Origin of the sequence: Jiella avicenniae (genome assembly GCF_021390325.1) — a bacterium.
In the GTDB taxonomy this organism is placed as follows: Bacteria; Pseudomonadota; Alphaproteobacteria; order Rhizobiales; family Rhizobiaceae; genus Jiella; species Jiella avicenniae.
This window is the reverse complement of sequence record NZ_JAJUWU010000024.1, coordinates 51360-77290: the sequence shown is the minus strand read 5'-3', so window position 1 is coordinate 77290 and position 25931 is coordinate 51360. Positions and strand designations below refer to the sequence as shown.

23 protein-coding genes are annotated in these 25931 nt (G+C 67.1%); 13 read left to right on the top strand and 10 right to left on the bottom strand.

Annotation, left to right across the window (positions count from 1 at the left end; genetic code table 11):
- Positions 1 to 9 precede the first annotated feature (9 nt).
- Entirely contained in the window at positions 10 to 717 is a 708-nt protein-coding gene (locus LZD57_RS20775; RefSeq protein ID WP_233721500.1) for a Tim44/TimA family putative adaptor protein, read from the bottom strand.
- 186 nt (positions 718 to 903) lie between these two features.
- On the opposite strand from LZD57_RS20775, the gene LZD57_RS20770 reads away from it, so the two are divergent.
- The 3 genes from LZD57_RS20770 to secB all read left to right on the top strand — a co-directional run bounded on the left by LZD57_RS20770 (position 904) and on the right by secB (position 3642).
- A complete protein-coding gene (locus LZD57_RS20770) occupies positions 904 to 1443 on the top strand; it encodes an FxsA family protein (protein WP_233721499.1) in 540 nt (179 codons plus the stop codon).
- Positions 1444 to 1855: 412 nt separating this feature from the next.
- Positions 1856 to 2866, top strand: a complete 1011-nt coding sequence (locus tag LZD57_RS20765; protein WP_233721498.1) for a DM9 repeat-containing protein — start codon at positions 1856 to 1858, stop codon at positions 2864 to 2866.
- A 266-nt stretch (positions 2867 to 3132) separates the two neighbouring features.
- Positions 3133 to 3642 (top strand): protein-export chaperone SecB, encoded by a 510-nt coding sequence (gene secB, locus LZD57_RS20760; RefSeq protein ID WP_233721497.1) that lies wholly within the window; start codon positions 3133 to 3135, stop codon positions 3640 to 3642.
- 140 nt (positions 3643 to 3782) lie between these two features.
- Here secB and dnaQ read toward each other — a convergent pair whose 3' ends face one another.
- On the bottom strand, positions 3783 to 4520 hold the full coding sequence (gene dnaQ / locus LZD57_RS20755; RefSeq protein ID WP_233721496.1) for a DNA polymerase III subunit epsilon: 738 nt from the start codon (positions 4518 to 4520) through the stop codon (positions 3783 to 3785).
- 210 nt (positions 4521 to 4730) lie between these two features.
- Between dnaQ and LZD57_RS20750 the strand changes: the two genes are divergently transcribed.
- On the top strand, positions 4731 to 5288 hold the full coding sequence (locus LZD57_RS20750) for a Uma2 family endonuclease (protein WP_233721495.1): 558 nt from the start codon (positions 4731 to 4733) through the stop codon (positions 5286 to 5288).
- A gap of 52 nt (positions 5289 to 5340) precedes the next feature.
- The gene (locus LZD57_RS20745; RefSeq protein WP_233721494.1) at positions 5341 to 5901 is read left to right on the top strand and encodes a Uma2 family endonuclease; all 561 of its coding nucleotides are present in this window, start codon (positions 5341 to 5343) and stop codon (positions 5899 to 5901) included.
- 162 nt (positions 5902 to 6063) lie between these two features.
- Here the strand turns inward: LZD57_RS20745 and LZD57_RS20740 are convergent, their stop codons facing one another.
- Positions 6064 to 6828 carry a DUF3800 domain-containing protein gene (locus tag LZD57_RS20740; protein ID WP_233721493.1) on the bottom strand — a complete coding sequence of 255 codons (765 nt, stop codon included), beginning with the start codon at positions 6826 to 6828 and terminating at the stop codon, positions 6064 to 6066.
- 49 nt (positions 6829 to 6877) lie between these two features.
- Here LZD57_RS20740 and hisF point away from each other — a divergent pair, with 49 nt between their 5' ends.
- Genes hisF through coaA form a run of 3 tightly spaced genes read left to right on the top strand, consistent with a single transcriptional unit; the run spans position 6878 to position 8995 of the window.
- On the top strand, positions 6878 to 7663 hold the full coding sequence (hisF, locus tag LZD57_RS20735) for an imidazole glycerol phosphate synthase subunit HisF (protein WP_233721492.1): 786 nt from the start codon (positions 6878 to 6880) through the stop codon (positions 7661 to 7663).
- Positions 7664 to 7701: 38 nt separating this feature from the next.
- A complete protein-coding gene (locus LZD57_RS20730) occupies positions 7702 to 8034 on the top strand; it encodes a phosphoribosyl-ATP diphosphatase (RefSeq protein WP_233721491.1) in 333 nt (110 codons plus the stop codon).
- Position 8035: 1 nt separating this feature from the next.
- Positions 8036 to 8995 (top strand): type I pantothenate kinase, encoded by a 960-nt coding sequence (coaA, locus tag LZD57_RS20725; RefSeq protein ID WP_233721490.1) that lies wholly within the window; start codon positions 8036 to 8038, stop codon positions 8993 to 8995.
- A 57-nt stretch (positions 8996 to 9052) separates the two neighbouring features.
- Here the strand turns inward: coaA and LZD57_RS20720 are convergent, their stop codons facing one another.
- Positions 9053 to 9664, bottom strand: coding sequence for an alpha-ketoglutarate-dependent dioxygenase AlkB family protein (locus LZD57_RS20720; protein ID WP_233721489.1), 612 nt, complete (start codon positions 9662 to 9664; stop codon positions 9053 to 9055).
- A 533-nt stretch (positions 9665 to 10197) separates the two neighbouring features.
- On the opposite strand from LZD57_RS20720, the gene LZD57_RS20715 reads away from it, so the two are divergent.
- Positions 10198 to 11202 carry a PRC-barrel domain-containing protein gene (locus LZD57_RS20715; protein ID WP_233721488.1) on the top strand — a complete coding sequence of 335 codons (1005 nt, stop codon included), beginning with the start codon at positions 10198 to 10200 and terminating at the stop codon, positions 11200 to 11202.
- A gap of 816 nt (positions 11203 to 12018) precedes the next feature.
- Here the strand turns inward: LZD57_RS20715 and LZD57_RS20710 are convergent.
- The 5 genes from LZD57_RS20710 to LZD57_RS20690 form a co-directional block, all read right to left on the bottom strand.
- A complete protein-coding gene (locus LZD57_RS20710) occupies positions 12019 to 13047 on the bottom strand; it encodes an MBL fold metallo-hydrolase (RefSeq protein ID WP_233721487.1) in 1029 nt (342 codons plus the stop codon).
- Positions 13048 to 13702: 655 nt separating this feature from the next.
- A complete protein-coding gene (gene acs, locus LZD57_RS20705; protein WP_233721486.1) occupies positions 13703 to 15652 on the bottom strand; it encodes an acetate--CoA ligase in 1950 nt (649 codons plus the stop codon).
- A 150-nt stretch (positions 15653 to 15802) separates the two neighbouring features.
- Complete coding sequence (locus LZD57_RS20700) at positions 15803 to 16201, bottom strand: DUF1761 domain-containing protein (RefSeq protein ID WP_233721485.1); 399 nt, start codon at positions 16199 to 16201, stop codon at positions 15803 to 15805.
- A 202-nt stretch (positions 16202 to 16403) separates the two neighbouring features.
- Complete coding sequence (locus LZD57_RS20695; protein WP_233721484.1) at positions 16404 to 17510, bottom strand: AI-2E family transporter; 1107 nt, start codon at positions 17508 to 17510, stop codon at positions 16404 to 16406.
- Between the two features lie 177 nt (positions 17511 to 17687).
- Positions 17688 to 18596, bottom strand: a complete 909-nt coding sequence (locus tag LZD57_RS20690) for a helix-turn-helix domain-containing protein (protein WP_233721483.1) — start codon at positions 18594 to 18596, stop codon at positions 17688 to 17690.
- Between the two features lie 713 nt (positions 18597 to 19309).
- On the opposite strand from LZD57_RS20690, the gene LZD57_RS20685 reads away from it, so the two are divergent.
- A complete protein-coding gene (locus LZD57_RS20685; protein WP_233721482.1) occupies positions 19310 to 21550 on the top strand; it encodes a TonB-dependent siderophore receptor in 2241 nt (746 codons plus the stop codon).
- 34 nt (positions 21551 to 21584) lie between these two features.
- Here the strand turns inward: LZD57_RS20685 and LZD57_RS20680 are convergent, their stop codons facing one another.
- On the bottom strand, positions 21585 to 22277 hold the full coding sequence (locus LZD57_RS20680) for a YggS family pyridoxal phosphate-dependent enzyme (RefSeq protein WP_233721481.1): 693 nt from the start codon (positions 22275 to 22277) through the stop codon (positions 21585 to 21587).
- On the opposite strand from LZD57_RS20680, the gene LZD57_RS20675 reads away from it, so the two are divergent.
- The 3 genes from LZD57_RS20675 (at position 22276) to LZD57_RS20665 (ending at position 25886) form a co-directional block, all read left to right on the top strand.
- Positions 22276 to 22611: a hypothetical protein gene (locus LZD57_RS20675; protein ID WP_233721480.1), complete on the top strand. Its 336-nt coding sequence runs from the start codon at positions 22276 to 22278 to the stop codon at positions 22609 to 22611. The genes LZD57_RS20680 and LZD57_RS20675 overlap by 2 nt on opposite strands.
- Before the next feature lie 82 nt (positions 22612 to 22693).
- A complete protein-coding gene (leuS, locus tag LZD57_RS20670; RefSeq protein ID WP_233721479.1) occupies positions 22694 to 25315 on the top strand; it encodes a leucine--tRNA ligase in 2622 nt (873 codons plus the stop codon).
- Positions 25302 to 25886, top strand: a complete 585-nt coding sequence (locus LZD57_RS20665; RefSeq protein WP_233721478.1) for a hypothetical protein — start codon at positions 25302 to 25304, stop codon at positions 25884 to 25886. The genes leuS and LZD57_RS20665 overlap by 14 nt, the downstream gene beginning before the upstream one ends.
- The last annotated feature ends 45 nt before the right edge of the window (positions 25887 to 25931 follow it).

Sequence of the window (25931 nt, the reverse complement as noted above, 5' to 3'; positions counted from 1 at the left end):
TCCGAAACGTCAGACTTCGTCGGATTCGGTGCCGACGAGTTTCCAGTTCGGATCGCGCGACCGGATGTCGCGGGCGAAGGTCCAGACGTCGCGGACTTCCACGACCGATTCCGGGTCGCCGTCGACGACCTCGCCGTTCGGGCCGAGGGTGGCGCTGATGAGCTGCGAGACGAAGCGTACGGTGATGTGCGCGTCGCGCTCCTTCATCTCGGCAGCGACGATCTTGGCGTCGTCGATGCCGACGAAGGAGGAATTCATCTTCTGGCCGGCGGTCTCGCGCTCGGTGATCGCCTTTTCGAAATCGGCATAGACGTCCGCCGACAGAAGTCCCTTGAGCACGCGGCGGTCGCCGTCGGCAAACCCGTTGACGATCATCTCATAGGCGATCTTAGCACCGTCGAGGAACTCGGCGGGATCGAATTCCGGGTCCGCGTCGCGCATCTTCCGCAGTTCGCCGTTGAGCGGCGAGCCGGGCGTCGCGACCTTGTCGACCTTTTCGTAGAGAATGCGGGGCGGCATGCCCTCGGCCTCTTCCGAACGACGATTCGGCAGCGTCACGACGTTGCCGTTCGACGCCGCCTCCTCCCGCCGGGCCTCGGTGCGCGTATAGGGATCGAAGGGCGGCCTCTCGTTGCCCGTCCTGCGGCCCAGCACGTTGCGCAGCTGAAACAGGACGATCGCCGCAAGCACTATGAAAAAAATCGTCCCAAAGCTCATTGCGCGCCGTCACCTCGTTTCCGCCTGTCAGAACTCGCCTCATATAGAGACGACGGGCCATGCATTCAAATCGTCGTTCCGGTTTCCTATCTTCGCGATCGGAACAGGCGGCAGACCGCCGATCTCTCCCGGACGACGGGCCCGACCCGTCCATCGCCGGCCCTAAGGCCGCAAGGAACGACCATCATGCCTTTCGCGATCATTCCGTTTCTTCTGCTGATCATCCCGGTGATGGAAATCGCCGTGTTCATCCTGGTCGGCAATCTCATCGGCCTCTGGCCGACGCTGGGTCTCGTCGTCCTGACGGCGATCGTCGGCTCGTTCCTCCTGAAGCGCCAGGGGCTGAGCACACTGCGGCGCATCCAGGCCGAGACCAGCGCCGGCCGCGTTCCCGGCCGCGAACTCGTCGACGGGGCGATGATCATGGCGGCCGGCATCCTGCTTTTGACGCCGGGCCTCGTGACCGACACGATCGGCTTCCTCCTGTTCGTACCCGGCATTCGCGGCCAGATCCGCAGCTTCTTCGCCAAGCGGGTCGTCGTCATGGCGCAGAGCAGCGGGTCGCACGGTTTCGGGCGCGGTGGCGGCGGGCAGGAGTGGCAGCGCCGCCGTGCGCCGGACGTGGTCGATCTTTCCGGCGAGGATTACCACCGCCGCCCCGACCCGGACTCGCCCTGGCGTGGCGGGGAACGGGACGACGGGCCGGCCAACCGCACGATCCACTGATTCCGCCTTCGCGGGCCGGCGGCTTTCCGGCCCGCGGTCGTCCCGCCGACTGGGCCGCCGTCGAGACGAAGCATCCTCCTTCTTAAGGCAAGGCAACCGCTCGAAGCCTTGCGCCGGCCAGGCGATTGGCCTGATCTCCCCCCTTGCGGCGGAGAGACCGGCAGGCCGAGGGGGTGACCTCGCGCCGGACCATTGAACGATAGCGCCCCCCTCTGGGTTGCCCCCCATCTCCCCCGCTGGGCGGAATTCGAAGCATCGCCGATCGCGCTTGTCGTTCCCCGAAGTTTCGCATTGCCATTCACGCATTTGTGTGCAGAACAGGCGACCGGGTGACTTTCTTCCGTTACGTCACCCGAGGGCGATGACGACGGGCCGGCCGAAACGGGCGGCCGGGCGACGCAGGGGAACGATCATGCATCCATGGTTCGGCGCGGGGCTCCTCTGCCTCGGCCTCACGCTGGCACCGGCAATCGCCGCCGGCCAGGAAGTCTACGACATCGGCGCGGCGCCGGGGGTGCGCAACACCCATTACGGCAGCGTCCGGGGCTGGGAGATCGTCTCCGGTCGGGAGCGCGGCCGGGTCCGCTACTGCTACGCCGCCGTCGACCGGGACGGCAATGGCGACGACGTCAGGATCGGCTACGGCTCCGGCCAGTGGCAGATCGCCGTCCCCGTCCGGACCCGGCCCGACTGGTACGGGCAGCTCGAGATCGACGGCCGGACGATCGGCGCGAGCGGCACGGCCCGTCGCGGCTGGACCTTCGCCTGGATTGGCCTGCCGGAACTCGACGCCATGCGCGCCGGCCACACCGCGATCCTGTCCGTCGGCAAGTTCGACGTCGATTTTTCCCTTTCCGGGGTCACGGCGGCGACGCTGATGGTCGAGGAATGCGCCGAAGGCCGGGTCGATGCGGGGGGCTACGCCTCGCCGGCGCCGGTCGTTTCGCCCGATCCGCCTCCCTCCCCCCGCGGCGGACCGCGTCCGCCCCGCCCGGCCGACCTCGATTGGGTCAATCAGTCCGGCGGCCGCATCGACCGGCGGGCCGAGCGCGCCGGCCAGGAGGCGAACGGCGAGCCGCTCTACGTCTGCGCGGCGAGCTTCAACGGCGGCGTCCATCCGGGCAAGCTGCGCCAGGGCTTCGGCGGCTGCGTCGTCGGCTATGGCGGCAAGGAATACACCGTCGGGCAGTATTCGACGCTGATCGGCCATGGTCGCTGGCAGAGCGGCGTGCCGACCGACCGGCTGGACAGGATCGGAGTGAATGGCGGCGAGGAAGCGAACGGCAGTCCGCTCTACGTCTGCCGGGCCGACTTCAACAACGGCGTCCATCCCGGCAAGGTCGGCGCCTCGACGGGCGGCTGCAACGTCACCTACGGAGGCGTCGAGCGGACCGAGTATTTCTACGAGGTGCTGACGCGCTGAGGGCCGCGGCGGCCGATCGGGCCGGTCCCGGCACCATCGGCCGCGAGGGATTCGGGCCGTCTGCGATGGCGGGCGGCCCCATGGCGCTTCAAGATCTTACGCAGCGCAATTGCACCGCGCCCGCTGCTTGAGATCACCAACTCTGCGTGATAGCGCTCGGCTCGAACGAATTCCCGGTCGGGTCGTTTCCCCAAATATCGGCCCGACCATGCCCGGCGTCGTGGCTTTGCCGCGCGCCGAGAGGAACCGAGAAAGAAAGGTCAGACATGTCTCAGACGAGCGACGCCAACGGCACCCAGGGCGCGGCCACGGGCCAGGAAGGCACGCCGCCGGCCCTCAACATCCTCACCCAGTACATCAAGGACCTCTCCTTCGAGAGCCCCAACGCACCGGCCATCCTTCGCTCGCAGGCGCGCGGTCCGGCGATCAACATCGGCGTCAATGTCGGCGCCAACCAGATCGAAGGCAGCCAGAACGAGTTCGACGTGCGGCTGACGCTGAATGCCAAGGCGGGCGAAGGCGCCGAGATGCTGTTCGCCGTCGAACTGGAATATGGCGGCGTGTTCCGCTTGGCGAACTTCCCGCAGGAGCACCTCCTGCCGCTGCTCTTCATCGAGTGCCCGCGGCTGCTCTTCCCCTTCGCCCGGCAGGTCGTCGCCGACGTCACCCGCAATGGCGGCTTCCCACCGCTGATGATCGACCCGATCGATTTCGCCAAGCTGTTCCAGCAGCGCATGGCCGAAGAGCGCGCCCGCCAGCAGGTCCAGACCGCCTGATCGCCCTGCCGCCTCCAGCCGGGGGCGACGCAGATCCGACACAGCGAAACGCCGGCCGATCGCTCGCGCCGGCGTTTTCTTTCGGACGACCGGGCGTGCCGGGCCCCCCGCGATCGCGGCGCGAGCGAACGGATGTCGTCTCAACCGGCCGTGGCCGCCACTTCCGCCTTTTCCGGGCGTTCGAGATAGCGCCACCAGATCGCCTCCGCGCCGAGGCTTTCGACGAAGGCGAGATGGCGCGCCGCCTCCGCGTCGCTGAGCCGCGGCGCCAGCGGCGTCGGCCGCTGCGCAACCTGACGGGCGGTCCCGCCGCCGCTCTCGGCCCCGACGCCCTGGTCGGCGCCGAAGGTCAGGCCGAGCGCCGCCTGCCGGCCGCCGATCAGCTCGATATAGACGTCGGCGAGAAGCTGGGAATCGAGCAGCGCCCCGTGCTTGTCGCGGCGCGAAGTGTCGATCGAAAAGCGCGAGCAGAGCGCGTCGAGGGTGGCAGGCGCCATCGGGAACTTGCGCCGCGCCATCGGCAGGGTGTCGAGCACGCGCTCCGGCCCGATCGGCGGCTGGCCGAGCCGCTGCAGCTCGGCATTCAGGAAGCGGATGTCGAAGGTGGCGTTGTGGGCGATCAGCCGGCCTTCGGAAAAGAAGTCGAGAAACTCCTCCAGAACCTCGGAAAACACCGGCTTGTCGAGCAGGAACTCGTCGGAGATGCCATGGACGTCGAAGGCGGCGGGATCGACCTTGCGCCCTTCCGGCCGGATGAAGACGTGGAATTCGCGGCCCGTCGGAATGTGGTTCCACAGTTCGACGCCGCCGATCTCGATCACCCGCTCGACCGAAGGGTCGAGGCCGGTCGTTTCCGTATCGAAGACGATCTCGCGCATGGTTCTGGCTCCCCGCTCGTCCTTCCGTCGCAAAAAGCCGCGAGAGGGGCAATGGTCCGCTGCAGATTGCCCTTTCATTCCACAGGGGATCGATTTCGGATAGCATGCGACTATGAACTTCGGGCAAGCGACGAGGCTTGGCGCGAGGTCCGCAAGGCCGCGCCGGCACGTCACCCGAGCAAGGGCCTGTCGAACACAACGGAGGCGCCCATGACCATCCAGGCACCCGCCATCCGCACAGCCGACGACTTCCTGCGCTGGAACGAGGGGCGCGAAGGTCGGTATGAGTTCGTTCGCGGGAGGGTCACCGGCATGATGACAGGGGGAACGAAGCGCCACGCCAGATTGATGCTGCGCCTGGCAGCGGCGCTGGAATCCGCGCTTCCGCAGGGCTTTTCCGTCACCCCTTCCGACTATGCGGTCCGAACGCCCCTCGGCATCCGCTATCCCGACGTGCTCGTCGAACCATCCCGGGCAAGCGCCGGCGACAGTCTCGCCACGGACCAGCCGCTCCTCGTTGCCGAGATCCTCTCGCCCTCCTCGCTCGCAACCGACTTCGGCGAGAAGGTCGAGGAATACACCGCGCTCGACAGCCTCCAGCACTATCTCGTCCTCGCCCAGGACGAGCCCCGGGTCTGGCTGTGGTCCCGCGGCGAGGACGGCGGTTTCATGAAGCCGGACATGATCGCGGGAGAAGAGGAGACGGTCGAGCTGAAAGGCCTCGGCATCACCCTCGCGCTTGCCGAAATCTACCGGGACATTGCCTGACAGGCGAACGATCACTGCACGACCCCGGGCCGGATCAGAAAGGATGGACCACATGAACATCCAGGCTCCCGCCATCCGCACCGTCGAAGACTTCCTGCGCTGGAACGAGGGGCGCGAGGGCAAGCGCGAGTTCGTGAACGGGAGGATCGTCGAGATGGTGACCGGCGGCACCGAGCGCCACGCCGAATTGATGCTGCTACTGGCGATGGCAATGAGATCGCGTCTTGCGGCCGACGATTACGTGGTGACGGCGTCCGACTATGCCGTGAAGACGCCGTGGGGCGTGCGCTATCCAGACGTCCTTGTAAAGCCAAGGACAGATGGAACCTCCGCCAGCCTCGCAACCACGGATTCGCTCCTCCTCGCCGAAATCCTCTCGCCCTCCTCCCTCGCCACCGACTTCAGCGAAAAAGCCGAGGAATACACCGCGCTCGACAGTCTCAAGCACTATCTCGTCCTCTCCGAGGAGGAGCCGCGCGTCTGGCTCTGGTCGCGCGGAGAGGACGGGGCCTTCGGCAAGCCGGAGATGATTGCGGGACGAGAGGAGAGCGTCGAACTGACCGGCCTCGGCGTCACGCTCGCCCTCGCCTCGCTCTACCGGGATATCGCCTGAACTTGGCCGTCTCGACGATTCGCTTGGGCAGCATTGCCAACAAGTGATTCCACGGACTCGATTTTTCGAAAAAGTCAAGAGCAAAATTGACATTTATCGCCGTCGGCTCTACTTTCGATCCGAAGTGGATTGGGGGTTCCCGGTCGGCGTCAGGCCTTGGAGCTATCCGGGGCCTTTCGCTTTTTTCACGACATGAATTCCGCGTTTTCCGTAGGCGTTCGCAGGCATTCCCTGGAACTTGGATCGAAACGCGGCAAATGCCCGGCTCCCCTGCCCCGGTCTCAGGACATGCACTCCGGTCGGGCGCGCCACGAGATCGGCGATCTGAAGCCCCGTGGAATTTGCCTTTTTGTCGACGAAAACCAGGCGAAATCCGTCGAAACGGCGTTCGAAGTCGTTCTGACCGGAAACGATGCGCAGAAATTCGAGTTCCAGTTCCTTGTCTTCCCTGGCACCACGCCGTTCGAAGATGAAATGCGAGATGCGGCCTTGCTGGGAGCGCATCTCCAGGAATCGATCAGCGCATTGCAGGCACATTTTCAGAGAGACGTGATACGGGTGCTCGGGAAACATGTCCGCGCTGATGCGCTCTTTCTCGATCACGCAGGCAAAGATCCGAAATGGCGATCGTTCGACCAACCGCGCCAGTTCGGCGTGAAATTGCGTCTCGACCTCTCTATCGATCAAAATCGTGAAATCGTTGATCTGCTTTCGGATGTCCCGCTCGTGAAGAATGACGGCGTCATGGCCGAAGTAACGAAACTTCAGGGACTGAAACCCCGGGACGATCGACCTCGAATAGATCCGCTTGTCAAAGGCACAGACGGCGAGGCAAAAGATCGGATAGCCGCGATCGATTGACGTCAGCGAATGATCGCCGCTCTCGTCGGCATAGAAGACGAAATCGGAAAAGTCCTCGCGGTCCAATCGATGTGCCTTTATGAACTGGCGTCGATATCAGCTTAACACCGGATCCATGACCCTCAAGGCCCGCATCATCCCCTGTCTCGACGTCAAGGACGGCCGCGTCGTCAAGGGCGTCAATTTCGAAGGGCTGGTCGATGCCGGCGATCCGGTCGAGGCCGCCAGGGCCTACGACGCGGCCGGCGCCGACGAACTCTGCTTCCTCGACATCACCGCCTCCTCCGACGAGCGCGACACGATCTTCGACGTCGTCGCTAAGACCGCCGAAGAGTGCTTCATGCCGGTCACGGTCGGCGGCGGCGTCAGGACGGTCGGCGACGTCCGCAAGCTGCTGCTCGCCGGTGCCGACAAGGTCTCGATCAACACCGCGGCGGTGAAGAACCCCGATTTCGTCAAGGAAGCCGCCGACAAGTTCGGCGACCAGTGCATCGTCGTCGCCATCGACGCGCGCCGCGTCACGGATGGCGGCGAGACGCCCCGCTGGGAGATCTTCACCCATGGCGGGCGCCAGGCGACCGGCATCGACGCCGTCGACTTCGCCCGGCTGGTCGTCGAAAACGGCGCCGGCGAGATCCTCCTCACCTCGATGGACCGGGACGGCACCAAGGCCGGCTTCGACGTCGATCTGACGCGGGCCGTCGCCGATGCGGTCCACGTGCCGGTCATCGCGTCGGGAGGCGTCGGCACCCTCGATCACCTCGTCGCGGGGGTGCGCGACGGCCATGCCGGGGCGGTGCTCGCCGCCTCGATCTTCCATTTCGGCACCCACACGATCGCCGAGGCGAAGGCCCACATGGCCGCCGCCGGCATTCCGATGCGCCTCGACAAGGCCGGCTGAAGCTGGCATGCGCGCATGGACGTGAGGAAAGGGAAGGCATGAGCGAGTTCACCCTGAAGGATCTCGAGACGATCGTCGCGGCGCGCGCGTCGTCGCAGGACGCGTCCTCCTATACCGCGACCCTCGCCGCGAAGGGCGTCTCGCACACGGCCAAGAAGCTCGGCGAGGAGGCGGTCGAGACGATCATCGCCGCCGTCTCCGAGGACGACGGCCGGCTGACCTCGGAAGCCGCCGACCTTCTCTATCATCTCCTGGTGCTTCTCCACCTCAAGCACGTGCCGCTCTCGGCGGTGACGGCCGAACTCGCACGCCGCACGGCGATGACCGGGCTCGAGGAAAAGGCGCGCCGCCCGAGCGATCCGGGCCACTGACATGGACCAGCTCGCGCCGGCGAAATATTCGCCATACCGTTCCTTCACCGCCGAAGAATGGGCGCGGTTTCGCGCCGACGCGCCGCTGACGCTGACGGAGGACGAGGTCACGCGGCTGCGCTCGCTCGGCGATCCGATCGATCTCGACGAGGTGGCGCGCATCTATCTCGCCGTCTCGCGGCTGATCTACGCGCATGTCGAGGCGACGCAGCTGTTGTTCCGCCAGCGCCAGCGCTTCCTGTTCGGCGACCAGCCGGGCCGCAAGACGCCGTTCATCATCGGCATCGCCGGCTCGGTCGCCGTCGGCAAGTCGACCACGGCCCGCATCCTGAAGGAGCTTCTCGCCCGCTGGACCTCCTCGCCGAAGGTCGATCTCGTCACCACCGACGGCTTTCTCTATCCGAACGCCGTGCTCGAGGCCGGCGGGCTGATGCGCCGCAAGGGTTTCCCGGAGAGCTACGACGTCGGCAAGATCCTGCGCTTCCTCTCCGACATCAAGGCCGGCCGGCCGAAGGTCGAGGCGCCGGTCTATTCGCATTTCGTCTATGACGTGATGCCGGGCAAGAAGGTCGTGGTCGACCGCCCCGACATCCTGATCTTCGAGGGGCTCAACGTCCTGCAGGTGCGCGAGATGCCGAAGGACGGCAAGGCGATCCCCTTCGTCTCCGACTTCTTCGACATCTCGATCTATATCGATGCCGACGAGGCGGACATCCACCGCTGGTACATCGACCGCTTCATGCGGCTGCGCGAGACCGCCTTCCGCCAGGAGGGCTCCTTCTTCCACCGCTATTCCCAGGTCTCCGACGAGGAGGCGCTGCGGATCGCCGAGGATCTGTGGGCCGAGATCAACGCCAAGAACCTCCACGAGAACATCCTGCCGACCCGGCCGCGCGCCGACCTCATCCTGCGCAAGGGCAAGGATCACCTGATCGAGCAGGTGGCGCTCCGCAAGCTGTGAGGCGCGCCTCGCCGCGGCTGCGGCAATGCTGCCGGGCGATCCCGCTCCATCACCCCCTCACGCCCGCGTCACCCGCCTCAGCGTGAGATTGATCCGCCCGCCGTTCTTCAGGAGCGTCGAACTCTGCGGATAGATCCGGTCGACGCCGTGATAGGCGAGGCGCGCCGCGCCGCCGAGGACGAAGACGTCGCCCGAAGCGAGGCGGATCGAGGCCGTCGGACCGCCCCGCTCCGTTCCGCCCACGCGGAACCGGCAGTCGTCGCCGAGCGACACCGAGACTACGGGCGCGCCGAGATCGGCTTCGTCCCGGTCCTGATGCAGGCCCATCTTCGCCGCGTCGTCGTAGAAGTTGACGAGGCAGGCCTCCGGCGGGTGCGGATAGCCGGCGACCTCGTCCCAAAGCTCGAGCAACGCCCCGGGGATCGTCGGCCAGGCTTCGCCGGTCACCGGGTGCTGCGGCTGGTAGCGATAGCCCGACTTGTCGGAGACCCAGCCGAGCGTGCCGCAATTGGTCATCCGGACGGAGAACGGCCGGCCCCATCGCGGCATTACCGGCCGATAGAGCGGCGCTGCGGCGACGACGGCGCGGACATCCTCGACCAGCGCCTCCTGGGCCGCGCGATCGAAATGGCCGGGCAGATGCCGCGCATCCTCGGGCAGGCCCGTCATGTCCCGCTCCCCGGCCATACGCAGCCCGGCGAGGCCAGACCCGGCGGCCGGAGCGTAAGGTCTGTCGTGCTGTCGGCAGGCGATATGGTCATGACGCTCGGAAAGGCTCCTCGATACGATCTCGCGGGTGCCCTACCAGGTGGGATCGCCCGACACGATATCGAGGCGCTTCGGTTAGGCGCCATCGGCGGCGCCACTCGGTTCCGCGCGCGTGGGAGCGAGGGCGACGGCGCCGCGCCCCGACGGCATGCCGGAGCCGGTATGCCCCGTGCCCCGGGCCGCAAGAGGCTTCGTGATCGAAACGGCTGCGCGCCGTTCGTCGTGGGCGCCGCATCGGTTGTGCAGCGCAACCATAACGCCGACAAGCATTTCCAAAGCCTTTCCGCAGCTGCGAAGGATACGCGAGTGCCGAGCAGCAACGAAAGAACGGCCGCTTCTCGCGAGGCTTTGTAACGATCTCATACAAAGCGTGAAGGAACGGGATCGGTGGCCGGGAAATTCTCTCGTTCGATAACCAATCGGGAGACTTCGACATGCGCAAGTCAATTTTCATCAGCCTGCTCGCCGGCGTTGCCCTGCCGCTTTCGGCCTATGCTCAGGACTCCGGCACGACCCCGCCGGCCGGCGGTGAAACCACGCCGCCTGCAGCCTCCGACGGCACGTCTCCCCAGTCTTCGGACACCGCGCCCGCAAGCGATTCCGGAGCCGGCACCGCGGGCGGCAGCGACGCCGGGACGATGAGCGACACGCCGGATTCCGGCGCCTCGTCGGATTCGACGGGCTCGTCCGGTGCCGCGGACGGCAGCGGCGGCATGGCGCCGGCCGACGGTGCAGCGGCTCCAGCGGACGGTGCAGCGGCTCCCGCAGATAACGCGTCATCCGACAGTGCCGCTCCCGCAGACGGCGCCGCGACCGATGGCGCCGCTTCCTCCGACAGCGCCATGGCCGACAGCGGCCCCTTCGTGACGGTTCCGCCGAGCGGCGCCTGGCGCGCCACGGATCTCGACGGCAAGGACGTCTACGACACCCAGGGTGAGAGCATCGGCGAAATCACCGACGTGCTCGTCTCCGAGGACGGCAAGGTCATCGCCGTGCTTGTCGGCGTCGGCGGCTTCCTCGGGATCGGCGAAAAGGACGTCGCCGTCTCGATGAGCGCCCTCGAATTCGGCCCGGGCAAGACCGAAGGCCTGAAGACCGAGGAAGAGGCCAACGCCGAGGCGAGCGCCGCTTCGGGCACGGCCGGCGGCACCGGAATGGCCGGCGGCACGGCCGGTGGAACCGGCATGGCCGGTGGCACCGCCGGTGGTGGCGCAGCCCCGGCGCCCGCGGCATCGGCCGAGCCGGAGGAGCCGGTCGTCGGCGAGGACAACTTGCCCGACCGCATCGTGCTCAACGTCTCGCGTGAGCAGCTCGAGAACGCGCCGGCCTATGGCGAGCCCGAGGGCGAAGACGACGCGGCCGACGACGCCGCGCCGACCGATCCGGCCGCCGGCGAGGCGTCGCAGCCTGCCGCGGGCGGCACCGCCCCGGCGAACTGACGGTCGAGGCCGATCCGAAAGATCGGCCACGCGGCTTCAGGAAACAGGCCCGCTCCGGCAACGGGGCGGGCCTTCTCGCGTCGTCCGGCCACGGGGGCCCTGCACGATGGCCCATGAACACCGAGCCGGTCCGAGATTGGAGCAGAGGCATCTTTGGACCGGGCATGATCGTCTTTGCGTCGGAGACCGCGGGAAAGCCGGCCTCCACTTCGACGGCGCGTCTCACGACCGAAGAGCTGCCGCAGCCACGGAGCCTCACCGGATCGCGCCGTCAGGGCTGTCCCGCGGAGGTTTTCACGATATCGGCGAATCCCCGTCGCGGCCGGCTGTCGCGTGGTGACATGGGCGCGGTTCCACCCGGCAGGATGACGGGCCGACCGAACCGTCCCGGCAATCCGGCGCGGGAGGGTGTGGCGGGCATTTGAACGGCGCGCCGGTTTTCGCAAGCGGACGGCTCGCCTGCGGACGGAAGACAGGAGACGGACAAACGAAAGGCCGCTTCCCTGGAGAGGATAGCGGCCCCGTGATGGGCGTCAGCCGGCGGTCGTCAGAGACCGCTGAACGGCGTCTGCAATTCTCAGGCGAAGCGAGGAGACTGCTCCATCGGGACACCGAGAATCAAAGACCCAACCGGCTTCAGACAATCACTCGACATTGGATCACCTCCTTTCGCTTCGTTGAACACGAGAGAGAGTATGGTGCGCGGATTCGGGCAATGCAAGTGGCTGCCGAAATTTTCGTCAGCTTCGGGCAACGTTCAAAATTCGGGCCGATGATCGAGGCCAGGCCTGCCCGCCCTCTCCTCGTCGCCGGTTGTTACGGCCTACGCACATGAAGGCTTTCGCCGGGCGCCAAGGGACGAAAGCGTTCGCTCGAAATTCCGGCCTCCGACAGGCTGCGACCCAATAAGTGAGCCGGCTCATCAAATGGTTCGTCGGTCAGCTGCACCGTTCCCCAGTGGATGGCGACCGCCTGCCGCGCACCGACGTCGGCGAAGGTCCTCACCGCCTCCTCGGGGTTCATGTGCTGGGGCTCCATGAACCAGCGGGGCGCATAGGCGCCGATCGGGATCAGCGCGAGGTCCGGCGCACCGTACCGTTCACCGATGGCGCGGAAGATTTCGCCGCCGCCATAGCCGCTGTCGCCGGCGAAATAGACGGTCCAGCCGCCGGCTTTCAGCACGAAGCCGCACCACAGACACTGCCGCGTATCGCCGAACCCCCGGCGGGACCAGTGGTTGGCCGGCACGATGGCGACCGACGCGGGGCCGCCCCCCGCCCGGCCGTTCCCCTCCCCGACGCCCGGCCGCTCGCCGACGGCGATCTCGTCGCCCCAGTCGCCGGCGACGACGTCGATGTCCGCGATCGCCCGCTTCAGCAGGACGTCGTTGCCGAGCGCCGTCACCACCTGCGGCCGATGATGTTCGTGAAGCCGCCGCAGGGTCGCGACGTCACAGTGGTCGTAGTGATTGTGCGACAGAAGCACGAGGTCGATCGGCGGCAGGTCCTCGAAGCGGATGCCCGGTTCGGCCACCCGCTTCGGCCCGGCGAAGGTGAAAGGACTGACGCGCTCCGACCAGACCGGATCGGTGAGCACGGCGAGCCCGGCGACCTGAATCAGGACGCTCGCATGGCCCACCATGGTCACCCTGAGGCCGTCGACGCGGGGCTCGGGAATGGCGGGCTCGACCGGCACATGATCCGGCCACTTCGCCCGCTCGCCGGCGAACTGCCATTTGAGGAGGTCCCGGAAGGAGCGATCCGGCGCCCGCTGCCCGAGATTGTGGAAGCGGGTCCCGTCGAAATGGTCGGTCACGGGACCGGAGTGGTAGGGGTTCTTGGCCAAAAGGGAAACTCATCCGAATGCGGAGGGTGGCAGCGACGTCCGCAACTGAGCGATCACCGAGACTGGACCATGTCGGCAGGCGGGGGAGAAACGGCAAGACCGCCCGCCCCGATCATCGGACGAAACGGGCTTCGACACGGGTTCGTGCGAATGGCGCCCGCCCCGGCGGCAGTCCAAGACGAGGCAATCGCTCGAAGCCCGTGCCGGGCTGGCCATTGGCCTGATCTCCCCCCTTGCGGGGGAGATGCCGGCAGGCAGAGGGGGGTTCCCCGCGCCGAACCAATGGGACGATGGCGCGGCACCCCCCCTCTGGGTTGCCACCCATCTCCCCCTCAAGGGGGGAGATCGAAGCGTCGCCGATGGCCTTCAGGCGATCGCCGTGCGTTCCCACGTCTCCGTGGACGGGTCGAGGCGAACCATGGAAACCGCGTCATTCGGGGCAGCGGTCGAAGCCATTGAGCGGCGCCGTGCTGGCTTGGGCCGTATGGCGATCTCGTGAGGACGCGGCCCGCGCCCAAGCCATGGCGCCTCGGGGAGGCCGCGCCGAAAGTCGTCGCGGCTTCACGCCGGACGGCAGCGCTTTTCCTCGGCTGTCATCCCGCGCAGGACCGGCAGCCACGGGCGGCCGGTCATCCAATTCCGGGCGCGCTTTCCCTCACCCCTTCTTGTTCTGCCGGCTTTCGATCAGATCGTCGACGACGCCGGGATCGGCCAGCGTCGAGGTGTCGCCGAGCGCGCCGAAATCGTCCTCGGCGATCTTTCTGAGGATGCGCCGCATGATCTTGCCCGAGCGGGTCTTCGGCAGGCTGGGGGCAAACTGGATCTTGTCCGGCGAGGCGATCGGTCCGATCTCGTTCCTCACATGGGCGACGAGTTCCTTGCGCAACTCGTCCGAGCCCTCCTCGCCCTCCATGAGGGTGACGTAGCAATAGATGCCCTGCCCCTTCATGTCGTGCGGATAGCCGACGACGGCCGCTTCCGAGACCTTGGCGTGGGAGACCAGCGCCGATTCGACCTCGGCCGTGCCCATGCGGTGGCCCGAAACGTTGATCACGTCGTCGACCCGGCCGGTGATCCACCAGTAGCCGTCCTCGTCGCGCTTGGCGCCGTCGCCGGTGAAGTACTTGTCCTTGTAGGTCGAGAAATAGGTCTGCTCGAAGCGCTCGTGGTCGCCGTAGACGGTGCGCATCTGGCCGGGCCAGGAATCGGTGATGCACAGATTGCCCTCGGTGGCGCCGTCGAGCACCGCACCCTCGTTGTCGACGAGCTGCGGCTTGACGCCGAAGAACGGCCGCGTGGCCGAGCCGGGCTTGAGGTCCGTGGCGCCGGGCAGCGGGGTGATCAGGATGCCGCCGGTCTCGGTCTGCCACCAGGTGTCGACGATCGGGCAGCGCTCGTCGCCGACCACCCGGTAGTACCAGTTCCAGGCTTCCGGATTGATCGGCTCGCCGACCGAGCCCAGAACCTTCAGCGTTTCACGTGAAGCACGCGTGACCTTGTCGTCGCCGGCGCCCATCAGCGCCCGGATCGCCGTCGGCGCGGTGTAGAAGATGTTGACCTTGTGCTTGTCGACCACCTCCCACATGCGGCCGGCATCGGGATAGTTCGGCACGCCCTCGAACATCAGCGTCGTCGCCCCGTTGGCGAGCGGGCCGTAGACGATGTAGCTGTGGCCGGTGACCCAGCCGACGTCGGCGGTGCACCAGTAGATGTCGCCCTCGTGCCAGTCGAAGACGTATTCGTGGGTCATCGCGGCATAGACGAGATAGCCGCCGGAGGTGTGGACGACGCCCTTCGGCTTGCCCGTGGAACCGGAGGTGTAGAGGATGAACAGCGGATCCTCGGCCTTCATCTCTTCCGGCGGACAGTCGGTCGCCGCGTTCTCGCGCGCCTCGTGCCACCAGACGTCGCGGCCGTCGGACCACTGCACGTCGCCGCCGGTGCGCTTGACGACGAGGACGGTCTCCACCGTCTGCCCGGCCTTGGCGGCAATCTCGCAGGCCTTGTCGGCGTTCTTCTTCAGCGGCACCTTCTTGCCGCCGCGAAGGCCCTCGTCGGCGGTGATGAGCACGCTCGACTGCGCGCCTTCGAGCCGGCCGGCCAGCGCATCCGGCGAAAAGCCGCCGAAGACGACGGAATGGATGGCGCCGATCCGCGCCGAGGCGAGCATCGCATAGGCCGCCTCGGGGATCATCGGCATGTAGATGGTGACGCGGTCACCCTTCTTGACGCCGCGCTCCTTGAGGACGTTCGCCATGCGGCAGACTTCCTCGTGAAGCTCGCGATAGGTGATCTCGCGGGAATCCTTCGGGTCGTCGCCTTCCCAGAGGATCGCCACCTGATCGCCGCGCTTTGCGAGATGCCGGTCGATGCAGTTGGCGGCGACGTTCAGCGTGCCGTCCTCGAACCAGCGGATGTCGACGTTGCCGGGCGCAAACGAGGTGTTCTTCACCGTGGAATAAGGCTTGATCCAGTCGACGCGCTTGCCGTGCTCGGCCCAGAAGCCGTCCGGGTCGGCAACGCTCTTCTCGTACCAGGCGCGATAGGTGTCGTCGTCGATCTTGGCGCGCTGTTTCCACTCGTCCTTGACGGGGATGGTGGTCATGGCTTTCCTCCCGTTTGCCTGCCTCGCCGCCTGACGGCGGTCTCCTCGCGAGATTTAGGACGAAGGGGCGGCAAAGGTCCAGTTGACGAAAGGTTAGACTTTCGCCGTGCCCGGCTTCGACCGCCGCGCCATTCCTCCTCCCGGTCGCACCTATCCGCCGAGGCCGATGACCACCGCCATGATGACGAAGGCGCCGAGCCAGTGGCCGGCATTGACGAGCGTCAGCTTGCGCGGCCGCGCCTCGAAGGAGTGGTCGACGACCATCGTCGCCAGGACGAAGCCGGCCCACACGAGAAGCGCGTTGGTCAGCGCGTTGCCGAGCGTGATCCCGCCGATATGGGCGGTGATGCCGGAGAGCATCTCGGCGACGACGAAATAGGCGATGAAGACGACGACGAGCGGGGCGAGCTTCAGGGCCGGCTTGCCCCGATAGCCCGGCGCGGTCATCCAGCGCTTCTCGAACAGCCGGTGCCAGAGGAAGCCGAAGCCGAAGGCGAGAGCGGCGGCGAGAAGGCAGGTCAGCGGATTGGCCGCGGCGGCAAAGCCCATGAAGATGTCCTCATCGTCGGATGATTGCGTGACTGCCCTCGCAACGCGCCAGCCGGAGCTTCGTTTCCCCCTCTGGACCGACGGGCTCGAGCGATGCGGCTTAAGCGGCCGACCCGCCTTCCGTCTCCTCGGCCCGGCCGCCGCCGGCAGCTTTGGTCGATGTGCCGCGGTGCCGCCTCAGACGCGAGACCCGGCAGGCGGCCTATGTCGAGGCCGGTTCGTCATGCGGCCCGCCGAGGGTGTCGTTGACGTAGAGCTCGCGCACGAAAACCATCAGGACGGCGACGAGCGGCACCGCCAGCGCGATGCCGAGCGTGCCGAACAGGACACCGAACACCGCCTGGGCGGCGAGCGTCAGCGCCGGCGGCAGGGCGCTGGTGTAGCGCTGGGCGACGGGCTGGGAGACGTTGCTCTCCACCGCCTGGACGAGCACGTAGACGCCGAGCCCCCACAGCGCCAGCGACATCGATTCCGACAGGCCGACGAGGACGATCGGAATGCCGGCGATGAAAGGGCCGAGCGTCGGGATGAAGGCGAGGAGGCCGGCCTGCAGCGCCAGCACGAAGGCGTTCGGCATCTCGACGATCATCAGCCCGATCCAGGTGACGACGAACACCGTCACCATCGAGATGCCGGTGCCGCAGACCCAGAGCACCAGCTCCTCGGCAGCGTCGCCGAGCGTCTCGTCGACGCGCGCCCGCTTCGACGGTGGAACCAGGCTGACGAGGCCGCGGCGATAGAGTTCGGGCTGGATCACCACGAAGATCGCGATGAACACGACGATGAAGACGTTGCCGAGCGTGCCGAGCACCGAGAACATCGCTTTGGAGGCCGAGGAGAAGATGCCGGAGGGATTGGGCAGCAGGGTATCGAGGCCGATCTCCTCGCCGGCCTCCCCGCCCCCCGAGGCATCCGGGCCGACGCCCATCTCCGACATCGTCTTCGCCAGCGCCTGAAGCTGCTCGCGCAGCTGGTGCCACAGGTCGTTGAACTGGCTGACGAGGGTTACGCCGCCGTAGAACAGCCCGCCGCCGATGGCCGCGAACAGGAACAGGATGACGATCGAGAAGGCCCAGCCGCGCTTCAGCCCGGCCCATTGCAGCGGCCGGGCGAGCGCGCCGATGATCGCCGCGAGCAGGAGCCCGCCGAAGATCAGAAGCAGCGCGCCCGACGCAACCCAGGCGAGGGCCACCGTCGCCGTCATGGCGATGACCACCGCCGTGACGACGGTCGCCCGCTTCGTCAGCTCCGCCTCGACCTTGTCCTTCACCCGCTCCCCCCGGCGTCCTCGCGTCCGTTTGCCCGCCATATGGCGCTCGCGTCCGGGTGCGACAGGCCCGAAAGAGCTTGGTCACGACGTGAAGCCGCGGGCCGGCGGCTCGCGCTTCGCATGCCGGATCGAATGCCCGACCGGCCTTCGGCCGGCCGGCCGCGGCTTCGCAAGACCCGTCGCTCGCCGCTGCCGGGTCGTCATCGGGAGAAGCGGTCAGCCGCCCCGCGCCAGGGCCCGGTGCGCCAGCCGCCAGGCCGCCGGCGTCTCCCCGGTGACCTGTCGGAACACCCGGGTGAAATGCGCCTGGTCGGCAAATCCGAGCTGCGAGGCGACTCCTGCGACGGTGAGATCGCCGTCGAGCAGCAGGGTCTTGGCGGCAGCGATGCGCCGCGTCAGTTGCCATTGCAGCGGCGTCTGACCCGTCGTCCGCTTGAACAGCACGGAGAACCAGGTCTCCGACAGGCCGACCGTCGCAGCCATCTCGGCGACCGGGAGGCGCCGGTCGCCGGCCTCGTCGAACCGCGCGACCAGCGCGTCCATCTGCGCCCGGCCGAGACGGCCGAGGGTCGTCGCGTCGCATTCCGGCCCGGAGAGGTCGAGGAGCGCCGCCGCGATGCCGCCGACCAGGCATTCGGAATAGATCGCCGGTCTCGACGGGGCGGAGAGTTCTTCGACGAGCAGCCGCGCGAGGTCGTCGATCGCCCCGACCTCCTCGGATTCGGCCGGTCGCCTGAGGGCTGCCTCGGCTGCCGAGCTGCCGAGCGACGGCGCGAGGAGCTTCAGCATCCGGTCGCGATGGATGTGGAGATCGAGATGGGAGAAGCGATGCGTCGCCTCGAATTCGGTCCACAGCGGCATACCGGCCGGAACGTAGATCGCCCGACGCATCGGGCGGTAGCCGGAGCGCGGGCTGCCCTTCCGGTCGCACATCCGGACATGTGAGGCGACCTCGTTGAAGAACACGACGATCCGCGGATCCGGGGAGACGTAGTAGCCGGTCGCCCGCTTCTGCCCCTCCGCGACCCAGAACACCCCCGCCATGCCGTCGAGGCCGCGCCACCGGACCGGCTCGGTCGCGCGGATCCCCTCGGTCCGGGTGAGCATGGAGTGACTGAAGCTCAACGTCGCAAGCCGCCTGCGCTGATGGTATCGGGCCGGATCGCCGGCCGAGCGTGGGCCCAACCGGCGCCGCCGCGCGGTCCCCGATAAAACATGATCGTTATCATCATGTTCAAATTCCGAGTCAAGCCGTGCTCCCATGGCAATCGCTCGAAGCCGGGCCGGCGATTGGCCTGATCTCCCCCCTTGCGGGGGAGATGCCGGCAGGCAGAGGGGGGTTCGCCTCGCGCCGGGCTTCTCGAAGATGGCGCAACACCCCTCCGGGTTGCCACCCATCTCCTCCGCAAGGAGAAGATCGGAGCGTCGCCGACGGCGCGTGCCTTCAAGCGATTGCCCTGCATCCCTCGCCGGTCGGCCCTCAGTCGTCGCGTCGGAGCGGCGAAATCGTCCGAAGGTTTCACGTGAAGCCACTGTTCGCCATCCGGGCGCGCGATGCCGTTTCAAGGCGCGTCGGGGCCAAGGGGATCGGACGAACCGTGTCCTGAAGGACACACCCGACCCGCACCGATGGAAAGTGAGCGGCGATTCCTACAAACCTTGCGGATTCTTCAATACCGGATGAATTCGGTCAAGTTACCGGATCGGATGCTGCGAAGGCGCAGCAATCGCCGCCGGCGGCCCGATCGACGGGCATCGGCCGGCATCGGCCCGACGAAACCCTCCCGGCGACGCGGCGCATCCTCCGCGCCTGCCGGGCGACGAGATTGGATCTGATCATGGACGCCAAGGACGGGCTGAGCCGCGCAGGCAATGGGACCCATAGCGATCCGAAGACGCCGGGCGCCGCCGCCCGCTGGGAGAGACCGTGCAAGCGCAGCCGGCCGACGGCGGCGCTTCTCCTCTGCGGATCGGCGCTCGCCCTGATCCAGCCGTCCTACGCCTTCGCCCAGTCTGCCGCCTCCGATGGTCCAACGATCGATCTCGACACCGTCGTCATCGACGGCGGGACGGGCGGTGCCGTCGGCCCCGACACCGGCATCGTCGCCAGAAACACCGCCGTCGGCTCGAAGACCGACACGCCCATCCTCGATCTGCCGGCCGCCGTCTCGGTCGTGACCGAAGAGGAGATGCGCCAGCGCGACGTCGACGATCTCGACGAAGTGCTCGCCTACACCCCGGGCGTGTCCTCGGACATCTACGGGTCCGACGACCGCTACGATTTCTATCTCATCCGCGGCTTCTATCAATCCAACTACGGATCCTATCGCGACGGCCTGCCGAACCGGACCTGGAACTTCACCGGCAGCCGGATCGAGCCTTACGGCGCCCAGCGCTTCGAGGTCCTCAAAGGCTCGACCTCGACGCTGTTCGGGCTGAACGGGCCGGGCGGCCTCGTCAACGCGATCACCAAGCGGCCCCAGGACCAGCCGTTCGGCGAAGTCTACACCAGCTTCGGCGACCGCCACATCGAGACCGGGACGGATTTCGGCGCGCCGCTGACGGCCACCGGCGACTGGTCCTACCGGATGACCGCCAAATGGCAGGACGGCAACAACGGCGCGGACTTCACGCAGGACGACCGGCTCTACGTCGCTCCGGCTCTCACCTGGAGCCCGGATGCCGCCACCAGCCTGACCATCCTCGGCGACTACGACAAGCGCAAGGGCAACACCTCGCACGGCATCCCCTACGGCTCGGGCCTCGATCCGGACACGTTCCTCGGCGTGAGGGACTACGACAACATGGACACCGAGGAGTTCAACCTCGGCTGGCTGTTCAGCCACGATTTCGACAACGGCCTGCAGTTTCGCTCGAACGCCCGCTATACCAATCTCGACCTCACCTACGAGTCGGTCTATCCCGGCGCGCCGCTCGGCCCGGGCACGACCAGCCTCGCCCGCTCCTCTCTCGGAATCTACGGCAAGAGCGAAAGCTTTCTGATCGACAACCAGCTGCAATACGACGCGTCGCTGGGCCTCTTCGACACCCGCACCCTCGTCGGCATCGACTATTCGCACTACGACATCACCGAGACCCGCAAGGACGGCACCGCGAGCCCGATCGACATCGCCAGCCCCGCCGACTGCGGCCGCGGCTGCGTCGTCCCCTACCGGCAGCTGATCGACGACACCGAGATCGAGATCGTCGGCCTCTACGCGCAGGAGGAGCTGACCATCGACGATCGCTGGATCCTCACCTTCGGCGGCCGCTACGATCACGTCAGGCAGATCGACGACTACGATTACGACTATGGCGGCGGCTTCGTCTCGAAAGGGACGGACGCCGTCACCGACGAAGCCTTCACCTCCCGCCTCGGCCTGACCTACAAGGCCACCGACGAGGTCTCGCTCTACGCCAACTACTCCGAATCCTTCCAGCCGATCGGCACCAGCCGCTCCTCGCTGGCCGAGCCGGCCGAGCCGCAGGAAGGCACCCAGTACGAGGTCGGCGCGAAATATGCGCCGGCGGGCGTCGATGCCCTGTTCACGCTGGCGCTGTTCGATCTGACCCAGTCGAACGTCACCCAGTGGGACCCGAACTACACGGCGCAGTATCAGCTCGGCGAAGTCAACGTCCGGGGCGTCGAGCTGGAAGGCAAGATGGCGCTCGACGACCGCCTCGACCTCACCCTCGGCTATTCCTACTGGGACGCCGAGATCAAGGAGGACGTCCTCGGCAATGCCGGTCATCGCCCGCAGCTCGTGCCCGAGCACATCGCCTCGATCTGGGCCGACTACACGATCCCCGGCGAGGGCAGGATCGGCGACCTGACGATCGGCGCCGGCGTCCGCTATTTCGGCCCGAGCTATGCCGACGATGCCAACACCATCGACCTCGACGCCCGGACCACCGTCGACGCGGCGCTGACCTACAAGATCACCGACAACGCCGCGCTGCAGGTCAACGCCACCAACATCTTCGACAAGCGCTACGTCGCCCACGTCGATACCTTCAGCGACACCGCCTATTACAACGACGGCCGCACCGTCCGCGGCACGCTGCGCTACACGTGGTGAAGGGGGAAAGCCCGGTCCCGCAGGGCCGGCGGCCCTATCTGGCCTCGTCGCTGCCGTAGTTCCGCGCGCCGAAAATCGCCGAGCCGACGCGCACCGAGGTGGCGCCCATCTCGACGGCGATCTCGAAGTCGCCGCTCATGCCCATGGAGAGCTTATCGACGTTTACTTCGCCGGCTAATTTCCTGAGCAGCGCGAAATGCGGGCCGGAATTTTCCTCCGCCGGCGGGATACACATCAGCCCTTCGATGGAAAGGCCGTGTTCGCTGCGGCAGCGCTCGACGAAGGCGACCGCCTCGGTCGGCAGGATTCCCGCCTTCTGCGGTTCCTCGCCGGTGTTCACCTGGACGTAGAGCCGGGGCGCCCTCCCCTGCTTCTTCATCTCCTTGGCGATTTCCCGCGCGATCTTCTCCCGGTCGACGCTCTCGATCACGTCGAACAGCGCCACGGCATCCGCCGTCTTGTTCGACTGCAGCGGCCCGATCAGCCGCAATTCGATGTCGGGAAACCGCTCCTTCAGCGCCGGCCACTTGGCCTGCGATTCCTGCACCTTGTTCTCGCCGAAAACCCGCTGCCCCGCCTCGATGACCGGCAGGATCGCCTCCTCGCCGTGGGTCTTGGAGACGGCGACGAGGGTGACGGCGTCGGCGGAGCGGCCGGCGTCGGCGGCGGCCTTGGCGATGCGCTGGCGGACGCCGCGGTAGCCGTTGAGTCGATCTGTCGTCGTCATGCTTGGGGGACGCTTTCTTGATGCGGAAGGATTTCCGGACTATCTTGTCGGAGTGGACGCCGAAGCGATTGCTCCGACGCCCGTCGCTCAAGTGATGATCTGGACCCGGAGTTCGACCAGCCTGCCGCTCCGGGTCCGTTTCACCTTAAGCGTGACACTTAGCGGAATCATCCACATCGTTGTCACTCCGAATGAAGGCAAAGCCCTTGCCAAGGCTGCGGCGGCTCATCCTCCGCAGCAGCGCCGGCTGGCCTCGGCGCATCTGCTTCTGCCCTCGATGAAATCATTTATGCGCAGTCGAAGGCGTGTTGGGAAGGCCGGCGTTGCGCTTTGACGCGCGCGCGGATAACCCCTTGCGGAGATTTTGACGGGGCCAATTCTGCTCCCGCGCCGACTTTTCCGACGAGATGCCCGACATGACCACCGAACGCTACAATCCCCGCACCGCCGAGCCGAAATGGCAGTCCGCCTGGGCCGAGGCGAAGCTCTTCGAGACGAAGACCGAGGCTGCGGGCGAGAAATACTACGTCCTCGAGATGTTCCCCTATCCGTCGGGCCGCATCCACATGGGCCACGTGCGCAACTATGCGCTCGGCGACGTGGTGGCGCGCTACAGGCGGGCGAAGGGTTTCAACGTCCTGCATCCGATGGGCTGGGACGCCTTCGGCATGCCGGCTGAGAACGCCGCGATGCAGAACAAGGTCCATCCGGCGAAATGGACCTACCAGAACATCGACACGATGCGGAAGCAGCTGAAGTCGATGGGCCTGTCGCTCGACTGGTCGCGCGAATTCGCCACCTGCGACGTCGAATACTACCACCGCCAGCAGATGCTCTTCCTCGACATGCTGGACAAAGGCCTCGCCTATCGCAAGAAGTCGAAGGTCAACTGGGATCCCGTCGACATGACGGTGCTCGCCAACGAGCAGGTGATCGACGGCAAGGGCTGGCGCTCGGGCGCCGAGGTGGAGAGCCGCGAGCTCGTCCAGTGGTTCTTCAAGATCACCGATTTCGCCGAGGATCTCGCCGCCGCCCTCGACCGTCTGCCGGAATGGCCGGAAAAGGTCCGGCTGATGCAGCGGAACTGGATCGGCAGGTCGGAAGGCCTGATGCTGCGCTGGGCATTGGCCAGGGACACCGCCCCCGAGGGCATCGACGACGTCACGGTGTTCACCACCCGGCCGGACACGCTGTTCGGCGCGTCCTTCGTCGCGGTGGCGCCCGATCACCCGCTGGCGAAAAAGGCCGCCGAGACCGATCCCGAACTCGAGGCGTTCATCGCCGAGACCCGCAGGACCGGCACCACCGCCGAAGCCATCGAGACGGCGGAGAAGAAAGGTTACCGGACGGCGATCGAGGCGGTGCATCCCCTCGACGAGAGCTGGCGCGTGCCGGTCTACGTGGCGAACTTCGTGCTGATGGAATACGGCACCGGCGCGGTCTTCGGCTGCCCTGCCCACGACCAGCGCGACCTCGACTTCGCCCGCAAATACGGCCTGCCGGTCCGCCCCGTGGTGCTGCCGCCGCATGAGGATCCGGTCGGCTTCTCGGTCGCCGACAAGGCCTATGTCGACGACGGCGTCATCTACAATTCGCAGTTTCTCGACGGCAAGATGCCGGACGAGGCCTTCGACGCCGTCGCCGAAAAGCTGGAGAAAGCCGATCTCTTCGGCGCGCCGCAGGCGAGCCGCAAGGTAAACTATCGCCTGCGCGACTGGGGCATCTCGCGCCAGCGCTATTGGGGCTGCCCGATCCCGGTTCTGCATTGCGCGGCCTGCGGCGTCGTGCCGGAGAAGCGCGAGAACCTCCCCGTCAGGCTGCCGGACGACATCGACTTCGACAAGCCCGGCAATCCCCTCGACCGACACCCGACCTGGCGAAAGGCCACCTGCCCGCAATGCGGCGGCGATGCTTCACGTGAAACGGACACGATGGACACCTTCGTCGATTCCTCGTGGTATTTCGCGCGATTCACCGCGCCGCGTGCCGACGAGCCGACCGACCCGCAGGCCGCGAACGCCTGGCTGCCGGTCGACCAGTATATCGGCGGCATCGAGCATGCGATCCTGCATCTGCTCTATTCGCGCTTCTTCGTGCGGGCGATGCGCGAATGCGGGCATCTCGACCTCGACGAGCCGTTCAAGGGCCTGTTCACGCAAGGGATGGTCGTCCACGAGACCTATCGCGACGGCCGCGAATGGCTGCCGCCGGAAGACGTGCGGATCGAGGAAGCCGACGGCAGGCGCGTCGCGACCCGCCTGTCGACCGGTGCCACGGTCGAGATCGGCGGCATCGAGAAAATGTCGAAGTCGAAGAAGAACGTCGTCGATCCCGACGACATCATCGCCTCCTACGGCGCCGATACCGCCCGCTGGTTCGTCCTGTCCGACTCGCCGCCCGATCGCGACGTGATCTGGTCGGAAGCCGGCGTCGAGGCCGCCCATCGCTTCGTCCAGCGGCTGTGGCGGCTCGTCACCGAGACCGCCGCGCGGCTCGGTCCGGCGGAGGGCAACGGCCCGGTGCCGGGCGGCGAAGGTCTCGCCCTCGACATCCGCAAGGCCGCCCATCGCACCGTCGCCGGCGTTTCCGACGACATCGAGCGCCTCGCCTTCAACAAGGCGATCGCAAGGGTCCACGAACTCGTCAACGAGCTGGCGGCGTCCTTCGCGAGGGTGAACCCGTCCGACCGGGGCGAGGCCGGAGCCGCCCGCGAAGCCATGTCGATGCTCGCCCGCATCGTCGCGCCGATGATGCCGCATCTCGCCGAGAGCCTGTGGGCGGCGATCGGCGGCGCCGGCCTCGCCGCCTCCGCGCCCTGGCCGCAGGTCGACGAGAGCCTTCTGGCTGACGATCAGGTCACACTCCCGGTGCAGATCAACGGCAAGAAGCGAGGCGACTTGACCCTGCCCGCGGACGCCGGCAAAGCTGACATCGAGAAGGCCGTGCTGGCGCTCGATTTCGTCGTCGCCGCGCTGGCCGGCCAGGCGCCCAGACGCCTGGTGGTGGTGCCGGGGAGAATCGTCAATGTCGTCGTCTGACCGCGCCGGGCGCGCCGCCCCGAAGGCCGGCCGATCCGTCCCCGCTCCGCTGAGAGCATTCGCCGCCGCGATGCTGGGCGCCGCCCTCCTCGCCGGCTGCACGGCGGGCCCGCTCTACGGCACCTACGGGGTCGGCGGAACCGATGTCGGCGCCGGCGCCATGCGGCTGCCCTATGCCGGGCGCATCGCCATCACCGAAGCCGACACCCGCACCGATCAGCTGGTGCGCAACGAGCTGCTGTTCCGCCTCAACCGCGGCGCGCCGGTCGCCGATCCGCTCTACGAGCTTCGTCTCGCAGTGGACGGCAAGGCCCGCGGCGTGGTGGTGCAGAGCAACGGCGTGTCGCGCTCGGTGATCTACATCGAAACGGCGAAATACCAGCTCGTCCGTCTTTCGGACAAGGTGGTGGTCGCCTCGGGCGAGCGCTCTGCGACGGTTCCCTACGATCAGACGGTGCAGCTCTATGCCAGCCAGCGCGCGCTGAAGAACGCCCGCGAGGAAGCCAGCAAACAGCTCGCCGCCCAGCTTGAGATCGCCATCGCCGCGTCGCTGTCGCGCACGACGGGGTGAGTTCGGAGCCGGCATGGGCGCGAACCGCGTGCCGGCGCCGCCGAG